Source organism: Dyella choica, from assembly GCF_003977665.1.
Classification (GTDB): domain Bacteria; phylum Pseudomonadota; class Gammaproteobacteria; order Xanthomonadales; family Rhodanobacteraceae; genus Dyella_B; species Dyella_B choica.
Genome location: NZ_RYYV01000002.1, coordinates 323,028 through 342,784, shown reverse-complemented (window position 1 = coordinate 342,784; position 19,757 = coordinate 323,028). Strand labels below are relative to the sequence as shown.

Annotated in this window: 16 protein-coding genes; 8 read left to right on the top strand and 8 right to left on the bottom strand. The window is 62.1% G+C overall.

The window, feature by feature from the left end; all coding sequences use genetic code 11:
- The first annotated feature begins 452 nt into the window (after nucleotides 1–452).
- On the top strand, nucleotides 453–3,551 hold the full coding sequence (locus tag EKH80_RS04020; protein ID WP_196240332.1) for a sensor histidine kinase: 3,099 nt from the start codon (nucleotides 453–455) through the stop codon (nucleotides 3,549–3,551).
- A 116-nt stretch (nucleotides 3,552–3,667) separates the two neighbouring features.
- On the opposite strand, the gene EKH80_RS04015 is transcribed toward EKH80_RS04020, so the two are convergent.
- Nucleotides 3,668–4,552 carry a LysR family transcriptional regulator gene (locus EKH80_RS04015; RefSeq protein ID WP_126683431.1) on the bottom strand — a complete coding sequence of 295 codons (885 nt, stop codon included), beginning with the start codon at nucleotides 4,550–4,552 and terminating at the stop codon, nucleotides 3,668–3,670.
- A gap of 143 nt (nucleotides 4,553–4,695) precedes the next feature.
- Here EKH80_RS04015 and EKH80_RS04010 point away from each other — a divergent pair, with 143 nt between their 5' ends.
- Nucleotides 4,696–5,469 carry an SDR family NAD(P)-dependent oxidoreductase gene (locus EKH80_RS04010; RefSeq protein WP_126683430.1) on the top strand — a complete coding sequence of 258 codons (774 nt, stop codon included), beginning with the start codon at nucleotides 4,696–4,698 and terminating at the stop codon, nucleotides 5,467–5,469.
- Between the two features lie 153 nt (nucleotides 5,470–5,622).
- Here EKH80_RS04010 and EKH80_RS04005 read toward each other — a convergent pair whose 3' ends face one another.
- From EKH80_RS04005 to EKH80_RS03995, 3 genes are all read right to left on the bottom strand, one after another.
- A complete protein-coding gene (locus EKH80_RS04005; protein WP_230473407.1) occupies nucleotides 5,623–6,117 on the bottom strand; it encodes a universal stress protein in 495 nt (164 codons plus the stop codon).
- A gap of 134 nt (nucleotides 6,118–6,251) precedes the next feature.
- The gene (locus EKH80_RS04000) at nucleotides 6,252–7,136 is read right to left on the bottom strand and encodes a universal stress protein (protein ID WP_126683429.1); all 885 of its coding nucleotides are present in this window, start codon (nucleotides 7,134–7,136) and stop codon (nucleotides 6,252–6,254) included.
- Between the two features lie 18 nt (nucleotides 7,137–7,154).
- A complete protein-coding gene (locus EKH80_RS03995) occupies nucleotides 7,155–7,724 on the bottom strand; it encodes a GNAT family N-acetyltransferase (RefSeq protein WP_126683428.1) in 570 nt (189 codons plus the stop codon).
- A gap of 330 nt (nucleotides 7,725–8,054) precedes the next feature.
- Here EKH80_RS03995 and EKH80_RS03990 point away from each other — a divergent pair, with 330 nt between their 5' ends.
- Nucleotides 8,055–8,783 (top strand): Crp/Fnr family transcriptional regulator, encoded by a 729-nt coding sequence (locus EKH80_RS03990; RefSeq protein WP_158628738.1) that lies wholly within the window; start codon nucleotides 8,055–8,057, stop codon nucleotides 8,781–8,783.
- A 10-nt stretch (nucleotides 8,784–8,793) separates the two neighbouring features.
- Here the strand turns inward: EKH80_RS03990 and EKH80_RS03985 are convergent, their stop codons facing one another.
- Nucleotides 8,794–10,821, bottom strand: a complete 2,028-nt coding sequence (locus EKH80_RS03985; RefSeq protein WP_126683426.1) for a PAS domain S-box protein — start codon at nucleotides 10,819–10,821, stop codon at nucleotides 8,794–8,796.
- On the bottom strand, nucleotides 10,818–11,528 hold the full coding sequence (locus EKH80_RS03980; protein ID WP_230473406.1) for a response regulator: 711 nt from the start codon (nucleotides 11,526–11,528) through the stop codon (nucleotides 10,818–10,820). The genes EKH80_RS03985 and EKH80_RS03980 overlap by 4 nt, the downstream gene beginning before the upstream one ends.
- A 312-nt stretch (nucleotides 11,529–11,840) precedes the next feature.
- Between EKH80_RS03980 and EKH80_RS03975 the strand changes: the two genes are divergently transcribed.
- Together EKH80_RS03975 and EKH80_RS03970 are read left to right on the top strand one after the other, a co-directional pair.
- Nucleotides 11,841–13,070: an acetate/propionate family kinase gene (locus EKH80_RS03975; protein ID WP_126683424.1), complete on the top strand. Its 1,230-nt coding sequence runs from the start codon at nucleotides 11,841–11,843 to the stop codon at nucleotides 13,068–13,070.
- Nucleotides 13,067–13,291: a hypothetical protein gene (locus EKH80_RS03970; protein ID WP_126683423.1), complete on the top strand. Its 225-nt coding sequence runs from the start codon at nucleotides 13,067–13,069 to the stop codon at nucleotides 13,289–13,291. The genes EKH80_RS03975 and EKH80_RS03970 overlap by 4 nt, the downstream gene beginning before the upstream one ends.
- 209 nt (nucleotides 13,292–13,500) lie before the next feature.
- Here EKH80_RS03970 and EKH80_RS03965 read toward each other — a convergent pair whose 3' ends face one another.
- Nucleotides 13,501–14,196 carry an alpha/beta hydrolase gene (locus EKH80_RS03965; protein ID WP_126683422.1) on the bottom strand — a complete coding sequence of 232 codons (696 nt, stop codon included), beginning with the start codon at nucleotides 14,194–14,196 and terminating at the stop codon, nucleotides 13,501–13,503.
- A gap of 244 nt (nucleotides 14,197–14,440) precedes the next feature.
- On the opposite strand from EKH80_RS03965, the gene EKH80_RS03960 reads away from it, so the two are divergent.
- Both EKH80_RS03960 and EKH80_RS03955 read left to right on the top strand, forming a co-directional pair.
- Nucleotides 14,441–15,835 (top strand): HD domain-containing phosphohydrolase, encoded by a 1,395-nt coding sequence (locus tag EKH80_RS03960; RefSeq protein ID WP_230473405.1) that lies wholly within the window; start codon nucleotides 14,441–14,443, stop codon nucleotides 15,833–15,835.
- A gap of 140 nt (nucleotides 15,836–15,975) precedes the next feature.
- A complete protein-coding gene (locus EKH80_RS03955) occupies nucleotides 15,976–17,703 on the top strand; it encodes a lipase family alpha/beta hydrolase (RefSeq protein ID WP_126683420.1) in 1,728 nt (575 codons plus the stop codon).
- Nucleotides 17,704–17,848: 145 nt separating this feature from the next.
- Here the strand turns inward: EKH80_RS03955 and EKH80_RS03945 are convergent, their stop codons facing one another.
- On the bottom strand, nucleotides 17,849–18,691 hold the full coding sequence (locus tag EKH80_RS03945) for a CPBP family glutamic-type intramembrane protease (protein ID WP_126683419.1): 843 nt from the start codon (nucleotides 18,689–18,691) through the stop codon (nucleotides 17,849–17,851).
- Between the two features lie 432 nt (nucleotides 18,692–19,123).
- Here EKH80_RS03945 and EKH80_RS03940 point away from each other — a divergent pair, with 432 nt between their 5' ends.
- Nucleotides 19,124–19,756, top strand: coding sequence for an OmpA family protein (locus EKH80_RS03940; protein ID WP_126683418.1), 633 nt, complete (start codon nucleotides 19,124–19,126; stop codon nucleotides 19,754–19,756).
- Nucleotide 19,757: the final 1 nt, after the last annotated feature.

The following is a 19,757-nucleotide window of genomic DNA, read 5'->3' as shown; positions in this document are numbered from 1 at the left end:
GGCCGCGCGTGGCGGAAGCGAAAAGGCAGGTCCGGATTGGCGAGAAACCGGCGGCCAAAGGCGATAGGGCGACGTCGGTAAGCGGGGCCATGGTTACCCGATGCTTGAGATCGAAGTCGCCCAGTTGGATGGGTTAAAAGTTTCGAGTTCATGGAAGGATCCCGGCGCCATCCGCGAATGCGTGTTGGCGACAAACATTAGGGATGATTTCAGGACGTTTGAATCAGGGCGAAAGGCAACGCTCCGTTGCGTCTCGTGCAAAGCCGGAGCCAGCCGGGGCACCCGCGGCGTTACGACGGGGCATCCCAAGGTGGAAGACCCCTTGCGGGGCCTTCTTCGTCAGCTTCGAATCTCAATTCGAAGCTGATTTGAAGCGGCGTGGGGTAACATGCTTGCGCAGTGTGAAGTGGCAGGTTTTGGGCATGACGATAATAAGAACGGTTGACGGAGGCATGTCCTGCCTCGCAAGGACAATCGCGTTGGTGGCGCTCGTAGTCGTTGGAATGGTGCAGTCGGCCATTACGCTGGCGCAGTCGTCTGCGCCACCTGCTTCAGGGGACCAGACCAGGCCGGCGCCACTTTCGACCGGGCCGGTCAGCTACTTGGCGTCGCCCCCCGAGCTGGCCTTTCGGTACGGCTTCTATGAGGTCCAGCCGCCAGCGCAGAAGCCGGACGCGTCCTCGTTGAATATCGATGTCAAGCAGTTCCATCAAACGATGTGGACGGAACGGGACGGCGCTCCCAAAAGCGTGGTCGTCTCGATGGCGCAAACCAGGGATGGGTTTCTCTGGCTGGGAACGGAAAGCGGATTGATCCGATTCGATGGCGCCAACTTTGACGATCGTTATACCAGGGAGCTCTCTTCGCCCGTCGTCTATGCGTTGTTTGCCGATCCGAATGGCGATTTGTGGATAGGTCTGACGTTTGGCGGCATCAGTCGACTTCACGACGGTCACATCGAAAACTTCGACATTCACGAGCTCGACCAGAGTGCCGTGTTCGCCATAGCGCGAGGCCCGGATGGCAGGCTTTACGCGGGCGCAACGCATGCGCTGCTGGTGTTTGCCGGGGGGCGCTGGATCAAGGCCGGCGTTGCTGAGGGCTATGATGGAACGCCCCCGTGGTGGATGGGGCAGCGAAAGGGAGCGCTTTGGGTCATCACCGAGCATGCGGCTTTTGTGATGCGGGCGGGGTCTTCTCATTTCGAGCCGGCCCAGCGCGAAGAAGCATTGCTTCTGCCTTTCGACCTGCCATTCGGCGAACGCCTTCCTCGCGGACCCGATTATCCCTTCACGCCCACCTTGACGGATGCTGCGGGGGCACTTTGGTTCGAAAAGCTGGGCAGGGGCCTGGGTCGCTTCCGTTGGATCGACACCCCCAGTGGCCGGACGCCGGTCGAGGAATTTTTCCCCGTCTACACGGACACCTCGTTTGGCGTGAATCATTTCCTGGCCGACCAGGAGGGCAACGTCTGGGCCGCTACCACCCTCGGCATCATGAAGTTGAGCCGCACGAAATTCGCGCCGCTCTCAACCGGTGAATACTCTTACTGGCCGGTTCTGGAGCCCAATCATGGCGGCGGCGTCTGGATCGGCGGCCTCAATCATGGGTTGGTTTCGGCAGACACCGGCACCACGAAAATAGACAGTCCCACGCCGTCCATTTATTGCTTGCGCGATGATGGCAGGGGAACCTTGTGGATGGTCGGGAAGGACGCCGTATACGGCCTGTCAGGTGGGCACACGACCACGCTGCCGCTACCGCCCGGTGCTGATCACAAGGGGGATCGCTGTCAGAGCCTGACGGGCGATGCGACATCGGGGCTTTGGCTTTCCATGGCGCAGGTTGGCCTGTTCGAATACAAGAACGGCAACTGGATCATCAATGGCGGGCAGCGTGATCTGCCCATGGAGCCGGCGACGCGTATTTTGAAGGACGAGCAAGGCCGCTTGTGGTTTGTCTATGTCAGAAGCCGCCTTGCGCTGCTCGAAAACAACGTGATCAAGCTGTTTACCGCGAATGATGGGCTGAGCGTTGGTAACCCGCTGGCTCTATTCGTTCGCGGTTCGACGTTGTGGGTGTCAGGCGACAAGGCTGTCGTATTTTTTCAGGAGGGTCGTTTTCATGCGCTTCACGGGGTGGGGGGCGAAGATTTCGCAGCGACCTCCGGCATTCTCGAGACCAAGGAAGGTGAGCTTTGGCTGAATTCCCAGCACGGCGTTTATCGCATAGATGCGCGGGAGATCGCCCTTGTACGTGCAGACCCCCAATACCAGGTCCGCTTCGAGCGGTTCGACGAAAGCGACGGCATAACGAACGGCCTCGCGGCGCTGATACGCCCCGGTCCGACCTTGGCGCAGAGCCAGGACGGACGCATCTGGGTGTCGACGCTGGCGGGTGTCTCCTGGATCGATCCCAAGCATATCCTTCGCAACCGGCTGGTCCCCCCGGTGCACGTGCAGGCATTGCAGGCCGGTGAAGTTGACTACGCGGTCGATTCCAGGCCGGTCTTGCCGAAGCTGACCAGAAATCTGCGGATCGATTACACGGTGGCGTCCATGACTCGCCCGGACCGCGTGCATTTCCGCTATCAGCTCGAAGGCGTCGACAAGGGGTGGCAGGATGCGGGCACGCGCCGGTCTGCGTACTACACCAACCTGGAGCCGGGTCATTACACCTTCCAGGTGATCGCCATCAACGAAGATGGCGTTTCAAGCACTCTGCCGGGAAGGCTGTCCTTCTCCATTGCCCCAGCGTTCTATCAAACCATTGCGTTCAAGCTGGTGTGCGCCATGCTTGCCTTGGTCATGGCGTGGTTGGCTGTGCTTGCCTATGTGCGTATGTCCAATGAGCGCCTTCGAGCTCGCATGCAGGAACGCCACAATGAGCGCGAACGGATCGCGCGCGACTTGCACGATACGCTGCTGCAGGGAATCCACGGATTGGTTTTGAATATCCATGTAGCGAATCAACGGCTGCCCGAGGAAGAGCCGGTACGCACACAGTTGGACGATGCGCTGGATCGCGCCGAAGTCATTCTGGACGAGGGGCGCAACCGCGTCAGTGGTCTGCGCACGCGTTCCAGACAGGGCCTCGACCGCGGCCTTGCGGAGCTTGGCGAGACGTTGTCGACCGACCACGCAGTAGCGTTCAGGCTGGTTAGGGTGGGGGAGGCCCGCGACCTGGAACCGGTGGTCGATGACGAAGTGCGGCTGATTGTGCGCGAGGCATTGCTCAATGCCTTCCAGCACGCCCATGCCGATGAAGTCGAGGTCGAGATCGACTACGGCTTCAGGCAATTCAGTGTGCGGATCCGGGACGACGGTGTCGGCATCGACGCAAATGTGCTTGAGAAGGGCCTTCGGCCCGGACACTGGGGGCTCCCCTCCATGCGCGAACGGGCGGCGAACATCAAGGCAAACTTGACCATCAGCGCACGTCCTCAGCATGGCACGGAGATTGAAGTGAAGGTGCCGGCCGCCGTTGCCTATGCCGATGAACTCACCGTGCGCAGGTCGTGGCTGTCAAGGCTGCTTGGCGCAGGGCGCTAATCTTGTCGTAGGCTGGGATGAAAATCCCAGCTGGTGGCGGCTTGGCTGTTTTGGTTTCGCAGCGATGATGAGAATGGCGACTGACAGCTACCCAGCTCGGCCTGCTGTAGACAATGTCATGCCTTCATGACCTCGATCAGCGCCCGCAGACCGGCTGATTGATGTTTACGGCTTGGAAAATACAGAAACAGACTCTCATCGAGCGTGCACCAGTCCTCCAGGCACGATCGCAGTCGGCCATCGCGTAGGTAAGGCTCTGCTCGATCTGTCCAGATGTAGGCCAAACCCAATCCGCGTGCCGCTGCATCGGTCATCAATTCCTGGCTATCGACAGTGAGGGTGCCAGCGACTTCGACTTGGAGGGTCTCACCGTCCTTGCTGAACTCCCAGTTCAACAGCGCGCCGCTGGGGAACGCATATCGAATGCAATCATGCTCATGTAGATCGTGCGGCGTCTGGGGGATCGACTTCTTTTCGAAGTAGCCCGGTGAGCCGACGACGATGAAGCGGAAGGTCGGCTTGATACGAACGGCGACCACGTCCGGCGACAAGCGTTCGCCGAAACGGATCCCGGCATCGAATCCTTCCTCCACGATGTCGACCAGGGCGTCCGTTGCGACCACTTCGAGCTTCAAGCCCGGATTGCGCGTCAGAAGTGTCTGCATGGCGTCACCGAGTACGTAGGTGGCGATGGAGTTCGGCACATTGATGCGAATCTTGCCGATCGGCGTGTCGCGAAACGCATTGAGCTGATCCACGGCCGCGCGTACATCCTGAATGGCCGGCTCCAACCTGGCGAAGAGCATCTCGCCGGCATCCGTGAGCGAGACGCTGCGCGTTGTGCGGTGAAAGAGGCGCACGCCTACGCGCGCTTCAAGGCTGCGCACCGAATGGCTGATCGCCGACGCGGACGTGCCGCGTTCGGTGGCGGCCTGACGAAAACTGAGATGTTTTGCGACCGCCACGAAGACGGTGAGCTCAGCCAGTTCGGTCGGGTCCATTAATGAATTCCATTCATTATTGTGGCAAGTACTGCGTACTTTATCATGACAATCGCGAATCCCAGAATAGCGTCCAAGTCCTCGCGGCCGCACGCTCTTGTTTGGCCATCGAGATCCCAACACTTTGATTCTGGAGAATAAGTATGAATACGATGGCTGCCCCTCAGTCCCTGTCCGGAAAGGTTGCCCTGGTTACCGGCGCGAGCTCGGGTATTGGCCGTGCCACGGCCTTGGAGCTTGCGCGTCGTGGCGCAAAAGTGGTCGTCAGCGCCCGTCGCCAGGCTGAGATCGAGGCGCTCGCCGCCCAGATCAAAGGCAACGGTTATGAAGCAACAGCAGTGGTCGCGGACATCAATGTCGAACAGGACGTGATGGATCTGGTTGCGAAAACCATGCAGACCTATGGCCGACTCGACATCGCTTTCAACAACGCCGGCACGGAGGGTGAGTTCACTCCGTTCGTCGAGCAAACCACCGCGATCTACGACACCGTCTTCAACGCCAACGTTCGGGGTGTGTTCTGGTCGATGAAATACGAAGCCAAGGCCATGCTGGAGCAGGGCGGTGGCGTCATCATCAACAACGCCTCGATGGGCGGCGTGATCGGGTTCGCGAATGCAGGCCTGTACATCGCCAGCAAACATGCGGTGCTCGGCTTGACCAAGACCGCGTCCATCGAACTGTTCAAGCAGGGTATCCGGGTCAATGCGGTCAATCCCGGCATCATCGATACCCCTTTCCAGGATCGCATCTGGCCGAGTGCGCAAGCCAAGGACGATTTCGCCGCGTCCACGGTACCTGGTCGAGCGGGATCGGCCGAAGAAGTGGCCAAAACGGTGGCTTTTCTGAGCTCCGATGATGCGTCTTTCGTCTCCGGCCATGGCCTGTTGGTCGATGGCGGCTATTCGATCGCCTGAGTAATACCCGCTTCGCAATCAAACGCCGCATGTGGCCGCGGCGAGCGACCAACGCTCGTCGTCGGCTGCCCATGCTCAATCGGTCGTCAATTCATCATCAGCGTCTTCATTTCTTCTTCTTCGGATGCCCTGGGACGACCGGCAATCTCAGACCTATCGGCACACCAGCACAGGTACCGAGCTGCTCGTCAGCACCTTCTGCGTTTCGCTGCCCAGCAACAGCCGGTTCATGCCATGCCAGCCGTGGGTTGCCATCACTATAAGGTCACAGTGGTGCTCAGTGATGGCATCCAGGATGGCTTCGTGAGGATGTTCTCCGAACATGTAGTGGCATTCGCACGCTACGCCGGCCTCCTTGGCCTTGCCCTTGGCCTCGCTCAGGTAGCGCGACGCACTTTCTACTGCTTGCTGGCTGTAGCCCAGTTCTGCCGCAGCGAGAAATTCGCTCATGTAGGCGACAGCGTTGTACGGGGGCACCACGTGCATCACTACCATCTTGGCGCCGATGGACTTGGCCAGCTCCAGGCCCACGCCGAAGGCGCGTAACGACAGCTCGGAGCCGTCGATCGGTAGCAGGATGCGTCGGAACAAGGCTGTTGGCTGTGCAGCGCAAGATTCAGAACTGGTCTCGATGGCGTTGATGGACATGGGCAGGCCCCTCGATATTTCATGCATGCACTTGGTGGCGACCATGATGGGATACGAGCAGACAAGCGTATTGACCGTCGTCAAGCGTAGGCTTGGATGCCTATCCCGGCCTTCTTTCAGGCAACCTTTTCCGCTCAATGCTGCATGAATACCGGAATGCCGGCGTGCGCCATGACATGTCGCGTGGCGCCGCCAAGTATGCGTTCGCGTATGCGCGAATGCCCATAACCGCCCATGACCAGCAGGTCGGCATGTTCATGCTGGGTACGATCCAGCAAGGCCTTGCCGGCTTCGTCCGCGGAGACGTTGAGGTAGTGCGGCTTGGCGGCAACGGCGTGATGCATGATGTAGATCATGGGATCCGGTTCGGCCACGCTGAGTCGATTGGGATCGGGATCGCTGATGTGCCCGTTGATCAGGCTGACTTCCCTGGCAAGCTGGAGCAGGGGCAATGCACTATGCAGGGCGCGCGTGGATTCGAAGCTGCCGTTCCAGGCCACGACGATGCGCTTGAACGGCAGGGTCTTGTTCCAGCCCTGAGGCAGCACCAGGCAGGGTACTCGGCTGCAGAGCATGGCTTCGCCGAGAATGTCGAAGAGGCGCGTTTCGTCCACCATGTCGCGTTCGAGCACAGCGAGGTCATGCCAGGCGCCGAGCTTGCGCAACGTGGGTGCGATCGCCGTACGTGTCACCATCCAGGCCGCATGACGCGCACCATGGTCTTTTGCGTAAGTCTGAAATGCCTCGGTATCGTCGATCCATTCCTGTCCAATGTCCGCCAACAGGCTCAGTACCGTTGGGTCGTCCTCTAGAGCGCGTTGTTCGCGCAGGCAGCCTGGAACGTAGCAGCCGGTTACATTGCTGTTCCACAGCGCGGCGATGTCGACAGCCGCCAGCAGCGCCGGACTCCACGGGGCCACGGAGGTGCCCAGTGCCAGCACGTCGTGGAAATTCGATGGGGCATGCGCCGGCTGGCGTGATACGTCGGCACTCGCTCGACGGGAGGCTTCGATGTTCATGCAAGTTCTCCGGCGGCCTTACAGCGACAAGGAGTGGATCACCGTCCTGGGGTCGTCCGGAAGGGATTCGCATTGGAAACCCAGGAAGCCGGCCAGTTCGCGCATCGGTTCGTTGGTGGCGTCGTCGATCGAAAACATCCGTGTGAACTTGTTCTTGCGCGCCACGTCGATCAGGTGCCGCATCAGCAATACGGCCAGTCCGCGGTGGCACCAATCGTCCGCCACGGTTACCGCGCATTCGCATTGCTGGCCATCGCTGGTGGCCGAATAGCGACTGATGCCAACCTCTCTCAATTGGCCACCGTCGTGAGCCAGGGCCACGAAGGCCATGTCGTGCGTGTAGTCGACGTGCATCAGTCGGTCGAGCAGCTGTTTGCAGGGCTCTTTGAAGTTGCCAAGAAAGCGGTAGCGCCTCGCCTCGGGCGACAGCCGGCGGATGAACGCTTCTTCAAGCGTCCGATCGCTCTCGCGCAGCGGTCGAATCAAGACCCGAGCGCCGTCTCGCAACGGTTCGATCCAGTGATCGCCGCTCAGGGCGGGGAAGTCTGTGATGCTCGGCGCGGGGGAATGTTTGGCGATGGAAGACATGCTCGGAACCTCGCTTCGGGTGGTGCCCCAGGGACTACGCTTCCTCTTTTAGCCGGATCCCGGCGGAGGGCACTTGACGGGAATCAACTGGAAACCAAATCGCCGCCGAAGCTGCGGCCCCTGATGGCGCACTGAACGCGCAAGGCCATGCGTAGGCTGGGATGGCAATCCCAGCATCGGGGGGCGCGTGAAAAGCGGGGATTATCATCCCAGCCCACGCGCTGTTACAGACTGTTACAAACCGTTGCCGGCGGGAACTTCGGTCGTTACGCGACGCGCCTAGAGTCGACCCTGCAGTCAACAGCAACTGCGTTTTTCGGGGAAAACGTCATGAACGCGCCAACGTCTGTCATCGGTACCGCAGCCGCGACCGAAGCCAATGCATTTCTATCGTTGGCCAACGGCGATCGTCTGGATATCGAGGCAATCCGCCAGCACGTGCCGGTGCGTCGCTGCAAGCATGCAGCAGGCCAAGGGGTCTATCATGCCGGCCAGCCTTTCCTGGCGCTCTATCTGGTCCACTCCGGCTCCTACAAGACCTGCGAACTGGCCGACGACGGGCGCGAACAGGTGACCGGTTTCCGCATGCGCGGCAGCCTGATGGGGACCGAGTCGATTGGCCTGAAGAATTATTCCTGCGACGTGATCGCGCTGGAAGACAGCGAGGCATGGGAGTTGCCGTATCCAGCCATATTGCGCGCCTGCCTGCACCTGCCGGAGCTGCAGGCTTACATCACCGGCGCACTGGCCGCCGAAGTGCGCAGTGATCGTTCGTGGATGCTGATGCTGGGTACGCTGGCGGCGGAGCGTCGTGTGGCGGCCTTCCTGCTCGATGTGGCGGCGCGCTACGCCCATCTGGGTTACAGCGCCAAACATTTCATCCTGCGCATGAGCCGGATCGACATGGCCAGTTTCCTGGCCCTGAAACACGAAACGGTCAGTCGTGCGCTGTCACGTCTGCACGATCTCCATCTCATTTCCGTACAACGCCGGGAAGTTCAAGTGCTGGACGTGGATGGATTGCGCGCGTTGGCCGGCTCCGGCCTGGTGCTGAACTGAGCGCTAGGCTTCAGGCCGATTCCCGATCGAGCACGCGGCGAATCGTGCTGCCGAGCTGCTCGCGCCGATACGGTTTACGCAGCAGTTCGAGCGCGCCGAAAGCATGCGGGTCGATGTCGAGCGAGGCGTATTCGTAGCCTGAGGTAAACAGCACCGGCAGGCGCGGATACTGCTCGCGTGCCTTGGCGGCCAGCTCGAAGCCGGTCATGTCGCCGCCCAGCACGATGTCCGTGAACAGCAAATCGATGCCTTGCTGCGTCGACAACAGCCGCAACGCGGTCTCCACGTCACCCGCTTCCAGCGGCACGTAGCCCAGATTGCGCAAAAACGCCATGGCGAGGCGGCGTACTTCCGGCTCATCCTCCACCACCAGCACGGTTTCATGTCCCTTGCGCGATAACGGCGCCGGGGATTCCTCGCCGAAGCTCGCTGCTGCCGGCAGGTAAAGTTTCACGCGCGTGCCGTGTCCTTCCTGGCTGTCGATGCTCAGGTGACCGCCGGACTGCTTGACGAAGCCGTACACCATGCTCAGCCCCAGCCCGCTACCTTTGCCTGGGCCTTTGGTGGTGAAGAATGGCTCCAGTACGCGCGCGAGAACCTCCGGCCGCATGCCCACGCCCGTATCCGCCACCGCAAACATGACATAAGCGCCGGGCGCCAGGCGCGCATCGTCGTCGGTGTTGACCACCTGGTGCTCACGTGCCTTGATCGCAAGACGTCCGCCGCGTGGCATGGCATCGCGCGCATTCAGCGCCAGATTGAGCAGGGCTGCCTCCAGCTCGCCCGGGTCGGCGTACACGGCCGGCACGTCGCTGGCGCATTCCACCGTCACGCTGATGCGTTCGCCCAGGGTTCGGCTCAACATGTCGCTGAGGTCGGCCAGCAGTTGCACCGTGCGTACGGCTCGTGGCAGCAAGTGCTGCCGACGCGAAAACGCCAGCAGCTTGCGGGTGAGGGCGGCGCCACGCTCCACCGCCCGCGAGGCGCTTTCCAGGGTTTCGCGCGTGGCGGGATCTTCCGCTGCATCGGCTTCCAGCAACTGCAGATTGCCGGAGATGACTGTGAGCAGATTATTGAAATCGTGCGCAATGCCGCCGGTGAGTTGACCCAGCGCATCCAGGCGCTGGGCATGCGCAAGCTGTTCCTCGCTGCGTCCGCGTTGGATCGCCGCGGCCAGGATGTTGGCGACCGATTGCAGGAACTGCAGCCGGTCCCGGTCGAACGTGCCCGGTTCATGCGACACCGCCAGCAGCAGGCCCATCGGTCCACGCCGGTCCGGCAAGGACACGATGGCGGCGTCGGCGAAGCCTTCGGCCAGGGCGGGGCATGCCTCGCGCAGGCTGCCAAGGGCAGTGGCCTGATTATCGGCCTCCGGCGTGGCATTACTTGCCAGTACCTGCAGGGCGGCATTGCGCGGCACGTCAGCCAGCGCTTTCCGGGAGAAGCCCATGGAGGCGGGGACCTGCAGGCCAATATGGTGCGGATCGATCAATACGATGGCAGCGGCGGGAATACTCAGCGTGGCGGAAATCAACTCGGGTATTTCTGCTACGGCCTGCTCGTCATGCGCGGTCGCTTCCAGCAGCCGCCGGCTGATCTGCGCCATCACCTCGTCAAAGCGTACCCGTTGCAGGGCCTGGCGCGCGCGCTGGGTTTCGGAGATGTCACGGATCGATGCTGCATACAGCGTGCCGGACGAGGAGCTAACCGGGCCCAGCCCGATTTCCACCGGGAAAGACTGTCCGTCCGCGCGTACCCCGGTCAGTTCGTAGCCGGCGCCCATGGGGCGTACACGCGGATTGGACATGTAATGCGTGCGATGCGCGATGTGTGCCTGGCGTACCGCTGCAGGTAGCAGGGTCTCGATCGGCAGCCCGCTCAGCGCGCCATTCGCATAACCGAATAGCTGTTCGGCATGCGCGTTGACCAGCACGATCGTCCCGTGCCGGTCCACCACGACCATCGCGTCCGGTGCGGTTTCGAACAGGGAGCGGAACAGCTCGGCGTCTGCGCCAGGATTGGACGGCATGTCGTTCATAAGCGCTGCACGCTGGGCGAGAACAGATAGCCGGCACCGCGGATCGACTTGATGCGCTGCGGGCTTGCCGGGTCGAGCTCGATCTTGCGGCGCAGCCGGCCGATCTGCACATCGATCGAACGGTCATAGGGGCCAGCGTCGCGCCCATGCATGTGGGTCATGAGCTGGTCGCGGCTGAGTACCTTGTTGGCATGCTCCACCAGCACTCGCAGCAGTGCGAATTCGCCGGTGGTCAGATCGATGCTTTCGCCATGCGGGCCGAACAGGCCGTGCGATTGCGTATCCAGCACGTAACCATCGAACGCAAAGCGCCGGGATGCGGAATTCGGTACGGGCATCCTGGTGGGCGAGGGCGGTGAAGACCGGCGCAGCACGCTGCGCACGCGTGCCAGCAGTTCGCGCAGATCGAACGGCTTGGTGACGTAATCATCTGCTCCCAGCTCCAGGCCCACCACCCGGTCTACGGAATCGCCACGCCCGGTCACAATGATCACCGGACCTTGCCAGTGCTCGCGCAAATAGCGGGTCAGGCTGAGGCCGTCCTCGCCCGGCAGGCCCAGATCGAGCATCACGATATCGATACTTTCGGTGCCGATGAGGTGACGCAGTTGCGCGCCGTCGCTGGCGACGCTCACCCGGAATCCGTGCGTCGTGAAATAGCGGCTCAAAAGCTGGGTGATTTCAGGCTCGTCATCCACCACCAGCATATGGGCTTGCGGGCTTGGGGTTGGAGCCGGGCTTGGAGGAACGGCCATCCGGACATGCTCTTGAAGAGGGGCGTTATTTTAAGAAGCATACGCTGGAGTGTCGCGCGCTGCAGCCGCATGGCATGGACTTGAACGCTGGATGGCAGCTGTACTTGATTTGCATCAACGAGCCGGCTTCCCGCCCGTGGCATGGTGGCCTCATGATCGAGGATCGTGCCATGCCCCACCTGAAGGCAACCGCCGCCATTGCCGTCGCCGTGCTGATGGTGCACGAGACCAGGATGCCCGCGCTGATCATGGCGGAGGGCTGATATGCCCAAGGCCATCCTTACGCTCAATGCGGGTTCTTCAAGCATCAAGTTTGCGCTATACGAACTTGGCGGCAGCACCCAGCGCCTGCTCTCGCGCGGTGCCATCGAGGGCATCGGCGAAACGCCGCGATTTACCGCACGTGCGCCGGACGCAACGGTGCTGGAGAGCTACGCGTGGCAACACCAGGCAGCCCGCTCGCATGAAGAACTGCTGCAGCCCTTGCTTGTCTGGATTACCAATCATCTTGGCGGCGAGGCACTTGCGGGCGTCGGGCATCGCGTCGTGCACGGCGGGCCGTTGTTCCACCGTCCCGTGCGCATCGACGAAACCGTGCTGACCGCACTTGAGCGGCTGGTGCCGCTGGCGCCGCTTCATCAACCGCACAATCTCGCAGCCGTCAAAGCCGTGGCCCGCTTGCGACCTGGATTGCCGCAAGTGGCTTGCTTCGATACCGCCTTTCACCATGAGATGCCGGCGGTTGCGAGAGGATTGCCATTGCCGCGGACGTATACCGCAGCGGGATTGCGCCGCTACGGATTCCATGGCATCTCCTACGAATACCTGGCCGGACGCCTGCGCCTGCTGGCGCCCACCCTGGCCAAGGGACGCGTGATCATGGCGCATCTGGGCAATGGCGCCAGTCTGTGCGCCTTGCGCAATGGACGCAGCATCGACACCACCATGAGCTTCACCGCACTGGATGGCCTGATGATGGGAACGCGCTGCGGCAGCATCGACGCGGGAGTGGTGCTGTATCTGCAACAAACCTGTGGGCTCGACGTTGCAGCGGTCGAACGTACGCTTTATCACGATAGCGGCCTGCTGGGCGTTTCCGGCATCAGCAATGACATGCGTGCACTGCTTCAAAGCCAGGATCCGCGCGCCCGGGAGGCCATCGACCTGTTCGTCTATCGCATCGTGAAGGAAATCGGTGCGCTGGCTTCCGCCTTGGGCGGCCTGGATGCGCTGGTGTTCTCGGCCGGCATCGGCGAACACGCGGCCTCCATCCGTTCGGAGGTTTGCGACGCCCTCGCGTGGCTTGGGGTGGAATGCGACGGGCTTGCGAACGATCGGCACGAAGCCCTGATCAGCACTTCGCACAGCGTGGTGCGCGTGCTGGTGATCGGCACCGACGAAGAGGCGATGATCGCCGCGCATACGGCGGAACTGTTGCGGAAGCAGTCATTGCCGTATCCGAACCATGGGTTTGAAGAAAGGAGGGCGTCATGAGCGCCTCGCTTTACGATTTCGACACCAGCTTCGCCCCCTTCGAAGCTTTCGCTCCCTTGGCACCCTACGCGCCGATGGCCCTGATGGCCTGGTTTGCGGCGCCCATGCAGTGGTGGGGGGACATTTGCCTCAATACTTGGTGCGAGCTTTCCGAAACCCTGCTCAACACGATGGTCTATCCAGGCGTATCGTTATTCGGGCGTGGGCCCATTGCCGTCTAGGGAGCATTCGCAACGCCGTGCAAACGCTTGAGGCGCGATGCTTTCGCGTGCATCCAGGTAACAGGCGACTAAAAAATAAGTTCAAGGCGAGATGGAACAGATAACCGGAAACGGCTCCCTCCCCTGTTTGCAGGGTGCAAGCAGGGGAGGGAGTTGGTTTGGCCGGCGTATCGATCTCGCCTTGAGCAAATTTTTTGTCGCGGCATCCGTTACGCGACACCCTCCGCGGCGCGCTTGATCAGATCAACGACAGCCTGCGGTTGCGAGACATACACCGCATGACTGCCGGCGACCTCGGCCACGCTGGCACCCGCACGCTGGGCCATCTGGCGCTGCGCAGGCGGCGGGATCATCTTGTCGTCGCTGGCGACCAGGTACCAGCTCGGCTTGCTTTTCCAGGCTGGCACACTCACCGCGCCGGCCAGGGCATTCACTCCCCACGGCACCTGGGAGTCGGCCATGAACGACGCTTCCTCGGAGCTGACGTCGGCCGCGAACGACTCGGCGAACTTGTCGCGATCCAGGAACAGAAAGCCGTTCTGTGGCGGCAGGATCGGCGGCACCGGTGCGCCCGGGGGCGGATTGGCGATCAGTGACTGCACCGACTCGCCGGCATCGGGCGCAAAGGCGGTGATGTAGACCAGGCGCGCCACCTTGGGATCGGTGCCGGCTTCGGAGATCACCGCACCGCCGTAGGAGTGGCCGACCAGGACGACCGGCCCATCCTGCTGCGCAACGACCTGCCGGGTGGCGGTCACGTCATCGGCCAGCGAGGTGGTCGGATTCTGCACGATGCTGACGTTGTAGCCGTCCTGCTTCAGCAGCTTGTAGACCTTCAGCCAGCCGGAACCATCAACAAAGCCACCGTGCACCAGCACGACGTTCTTGACGTTATTCGCTTTCATGGGAGCCTCCAGATAGGGGTAGGTGGATCGAACTTTGGTCGGTGTGAGGTTGGCGGACCAACCTTGGCGAACAGCTTGCGCTTGGCCCATCACGCGCACTATCGGATGAATGACCGAGGCCAAAGCGAGGCGGGCATGGCTAGACTTCCCCTCACTGTCGACAGCCACCGGCCTTGCTATGGATGATTCGAACGTTCCCCTGCTGGATGTGGTCCGATCCCTGTCCTTTGTGGGCGACCTCGCCATGGGCCAGCCCACGGACCATTCGCCACGCGTTGCCTGGATGGCCGGGCAATTGGCCAGGGAGAGCGGCGCCGATGGGGCGACGTGCACCCGCGCCATGGCCGTGGCGCTGTTGCGCTGGTCCGGCTGCACGGCCAATGCGCCCGAATTCGCGCAGCTGTTCGGCGACGACGTGGGCGGGCGCAAAGCACTGTTGGCCACCCAGTCGCCAACGGGCGGCTTTCGCGCCGTCACCCGCAAGAAGGGATCGGCGTTTCACTCCTTGTCGCGCATCCATTGCGAGGTGTCGGGCGACATCGCCGTGCAGCTTGGTCTGGACGACAGCACGCAGTTCGCCTTGCGCCATCTGTTCGAAAGCCATGACGGCAGCGGCGCACCGGATGGCCTGCGCGCGGAGGAGGTGCCGGCGGCCGTCTACATGGCCTCGCTGGCCGGCGACCTCGACATCTTCCAGCGGCTGTATGGCATCGAGCAGGCGTGCCAGTTGATCGATGCGCGTGCCGGCGTGCTGTACCCGCGAGATCTGGCGAGCGCAGTCGTTGCAAACGCGCGGCCATGGCTTGCCGTCCTGGATGAAGATCCAACCTTGTCCGGCCCGTGCTCGCTCGATGCGGCCTTCGCCGGCAGCACGACATCGCTGGAAATCCTGGCTCACGTGATCGACCTTAAGCTGCCCTGGATGACCGGCCACTCTCGGCAGGTAGCGCAGCTGGCTCGCAACGCCGCGTTGCAGCTCGGCCTGGATGAAGCTGGCCAGCGGCGGATCCATCGCGCCGCGCTGATCCACGGCATGGGCCGGGCCTCGGTCCCCAACATGATCTGGGATACGCCCGGACGGCTGGCGCAATCGGCCTGGGAACGGGTGCGCCTGGTGCCGTACTGGACCGGCCGCGCCGCGCGCCAGATCGGTTCGCTAGCCGGCGAGGCGGAAGTTGCTTCCCACGCGTACGAACGGCTGGATGGATCCGGTTACTTTCGCGAGCTCAAGCAGGGTGGCCTTTCACTCGAAGGGCGCATTCTCGCCAGTTCGGTCGCACTCGCTGCGCTGCGCGCGCCGCGGCCATGGCGCGACGCTCACAGCGAAGACGCCGCGGCGGAGCTGCTGCTGGCCGAAGTCAAGGCGGGCCGTCATGATGCCAACGTTGTGCATGCGCTGCTCAACCAAGCGCCGAGGCCCGTCGCGTCACCGACTACGCCGTCGGCAGGACTGCTCACCGGGCGTGAACGCGAAATCCTGCGCTGGATCAGCCTCGGTGCGAGCAACAAGAAGGTCGCGCAAAAGCTCTCCATCAGTCCGAGTACCGTACGTACCCACGTCGAGAGCGTGTTTCGCAAATTGGAGTGCTCCACGCGGGCAGCGGCCACTTTGAAAGCCACTCAGCTTGGGCTGCTGTAGCGAGTCGGGCGCGACTTCGCTAGATCACTCGCCGGAGTAGACTATTACGTCGCGTGGGGCCGCAGTAGGGGGAGCTTACGGGCGGGCGTTCGGCAGCCACGAAGGGTGGAGGCACGTTCTTCGGGCACGGAGAAGGTCGGATGATGGCGGATCGTACCAGGCATCGCCGCGTAGCTCGCCAGCTGTCGGCCGTGCGAGCTTTCGCATGGATGATGTGGGTGGCATGCTTGTCCGGTTGTGCATCGACGGGCGGGGAAGGTGCTTCCCATCTTTCTGCCGAAGCGTTGCTGGAGAAAGCCCAGGCATGGCAGACGGTGGCGATCCGGGGACAGTCAGCAGGAATTAGAGCGGATGCGTGGCTGCATTGCGCAACACTGGCGCACGATGCCATGGCCGGCGAAGCAGAAGCCACCAGGACGGCAGCCAGCTGGCTCGCGACGCAATGCAGTCGCTCTTTCTTCGATCTGGCGGCCCAGGGCGGCCCTATCGGCGTGGCGATGGGCCAGTCGTTCCTGGCAGGTGTCGCCGTCCGCGTTGAATTCCGGGACGTCCCCGACAGCCTCGGCAGCAGCTTCTATCTGGAGCTCGCCGACCAAGTGCCGGTGGATGCCCTGGATGGCGCTCGCTACCGGCACTCGGGATTTGGCGTGCCGCTCGTGGCGTTCGCGTTGCCGTGTTCCGATCGCGCCATCTGCCGTCATTATCCGCCGGAGGGTGTGTTCCGGCCGGCGACGATGTGGCTGGAAGCGCCAACCGGCAGTGGTGCTCATGACAACACGCCGGTTCTGGTGGTGCAGAACGCCGAGCTCAAGCCCGAACACAGGGTGGGTAACCATCCCTATGCACTGGCCGAGGATGTTTCGGCGCCCATTGCGCAGTTGCTGGAACGAACGAGCCTGAAGCGCCTGGCCTGGTGGGGCATGATCGGCGGTGCGGAAGTCGGCAAGCGATCGGGCCTGTTCCTGCTGGACGACTACGATCCGAACAAGACCCCCATCATCATGATCCACGGTGTGGCCGGGAGCCCGCTGATCTGGGCGCGCTTGAGCAACGCGATCATGGGCGATGCCCAACTGCATCGGCGCTACCAGATCTGGCACATCGTCTATCAGAGCAATGCACCGCTGTTGGTGGAACGCTACCGCGTGCAGCGTTACATCGATGAAGCCTGGCGCGTTCTCGATCCGGACGGACACGCGCCGGCGCGGCAAGGTGTAGTGCTGGTCGGCCACAGCATGGGTGGCGTGATTGCACGATTGCTGTGCGCGCAAAGCACACCGGCGGTATGGGATGCGGCTTTTTCGGCGCCCATCGACAGCCTGCACGCGGGTGCGGACGACCTGGCCACGCTCAAGCACGTGTTCCAGTTCCAACCCTATCCAGGCGTCGACGAGATCATCTTCATGGCCGCGCCGCAGCGCGGCAGCCCCGCAGCGGACGGATTGCTGGGGCGCTTGGTGAGTCTATTGGGCTGGCGGCACATCGAAGAAATGGCCGGGCTCATGCGCATCGTTGCCGACAATCCGAAATCCATCCAACCGGCGATCCGCGCGATGCTTCAGACGGGCCACATCACCAGCATCACCAGCTTGCAGCCCGACGAGCCGGTGACGCTCGCGGATGAGAAACTGATGCCCGCGGCGGGCGTGCGCTACGACACGATCGCCGGTGTTCTGCCGGGCGTAACGCCGCCCGGAGACGGCTACGTGCCCTTGAGCAGTGCGTTGCTGCCGGGTTCCACCACGACCTTGATCGTTCCCTCCGATCACAAGGTGCCGAACCGGCCGGAGGCGATTGCCGCCGTGTTGAAAATCCTGCGCGAGCACGGCATTTCGCACGATGTCGTGACCGAAGCTTCAGGGCACTGATGCGCGTTTCAGTGGCGGGGTGAGCGTCAGGCGGTGGATTGAGACAAGTCCTAATGACCCAGTCACTACGGCAAACCTATGCTTGACCGTTAAAACCTGTCGCCGTTGCGGCATAAGCCGCGGATCAAGCTTGAATATGGATATTTCATTCGAGGACTTTATCGTCTGTGCCTGCGATCGAATTCGGTGGCACGCGCTGGTAGCAGCGTGCGCTGAACGCGATCAGCAGCGCAATGACGAGCACGATCAGCCCATAGCCGATAAAGCCGCGCTGATCGTGCCGTGACGAGCGATCCACCACCTCAAAGAGGTTGAAGGCCAGATTGCTGCCCGTGTGAAAGAGCAGCGCAATCAGGATGCTTTGGCGATTGCTTGCGTAGCCCCAGACGATCACGATGCGCAGCGCGACGGTAAAGACCAGGAAGGCCCAGAAGGGCATGAACGACTGCGTCAGGCCGGTAACGAAAAACAGCGGGATGTGCCAGCAACCCCATATCACGCCCAGCACCACCGCCGCGCGGAGCAAGCTTTGCCGCTGCTGCAGGCGATCGATCGCGTAGGCCCAGCCGAATTCCTCGTTGACGGAGCCGCCGAACAGCAACAATTCCAGATACAGCAGGGGCAAATGGCTCAGCGACACCGCGATGGCGAACGGCGGGCCGCCGTGACTGGCCAGCCATGCCATCGACAGGGCGGCCGCAACCGGCGTAAGCAATAGGGCGGCGAGAAAATAGATCGGGCCCATGCGGTAGCGCAGGCTACGGCCGGCGAATTCGCGTACTGCCGGCCAGCCACCATCGCGATATGCCGCCAGAAAGGCCCCGACGAAAGGTCCAAAGGAGCCGGCGAACAGGCAGGCCAGCTGCGCACCCTGCCCAAGCGGCAAGATGCCGCGACTGGCCAGCACGGGGAAAAGCCAGAACGCCCAGGTGATGCCGAATGCGACCCCAAAGTAAAACCACGCCGGTGTGCGAAAAGACGAATGCATGGCTGCGCCCTCGTTGCGTTGCCCACGGTGGTGCCTTCGGCACGACGATGGCTCCCGGTGCAGCTTGTGCCAGTCCGCGCGCAAAGCACGACTGCCAAAAGGCATTCCTGCCAAAAGGCACCCCTGGAGTGGGCTTGCAGGTTGCTTTGATGCATCCATTCAAAAATGAGCAGCGTAGGCTGGGATGACAATCCCAGCTTTGCATGCGGCATCCCGGTGCTGGGATTGCCATCCCAGCCTACGCTGTGCCAGACGCGCATACCGTGCGGCCCCAACCTTCTTGCGCTGAGGCACTGCGATTTTCAATGAAACCGAAGTGGAATATCCATTAAACGTGCTCGTACGCCCCATCCATGCAGACTTCAAGTTCACGCCATGACAACGCACGACGCTGCAAAAAGGATGTTGATGTGGTGACAACGAGGCTGTTCCATGCGCTCTTATCAACGTTTTGCCTATGTGTCGTTGGCTGTACTGGCCGTCGGCCTGGGTGGATGCCAGGGCTACGTCAAGAAGGCCGATTTCGACGCAGCCATTGGCGAGCTGCGCGCCAACCAACAGAAGCAGCAGCAGGAAATCGACGGTCTGACGCAGACGATGCAGCAGCACTTTGCGCAATACGACGCGAAGATTGCCCAGCTGAATGGCCGCATCCATGTCGATACGGTTTCCCATTTCGCGTTCAACGACGCCACCCTGCGTGACCAGGACAAGCCCTTGCTCGACGATTTCGCCAAGATCATGTCCAAGAACTACCCGCAAGCCGTGGTCACCGTGGAGGGCTTTACCGATGCCGCCGGCAGTGCGTCGTACAACATGCAACTGGGGCGGAAGCGTGCGAACGCGGTGCGCGATTACCTGGTGAACACGGGCGGCATGTCGGCTGACCAGGTGCGCACGGTCAGTTACGGCAAGTCGGTCAATCGCCAGGTCCTGAAGGGCAAATCGGGCGAAGCCGGAGAGCCCAACCGTCGCGTGAGCCTGGTGGTGGATTTTGCCGGCGCGCAAACGCCAGAACCGGCATCTCCGACGTCGTCGTCGCAAGGATCGGCTCCGCAAGGATGAG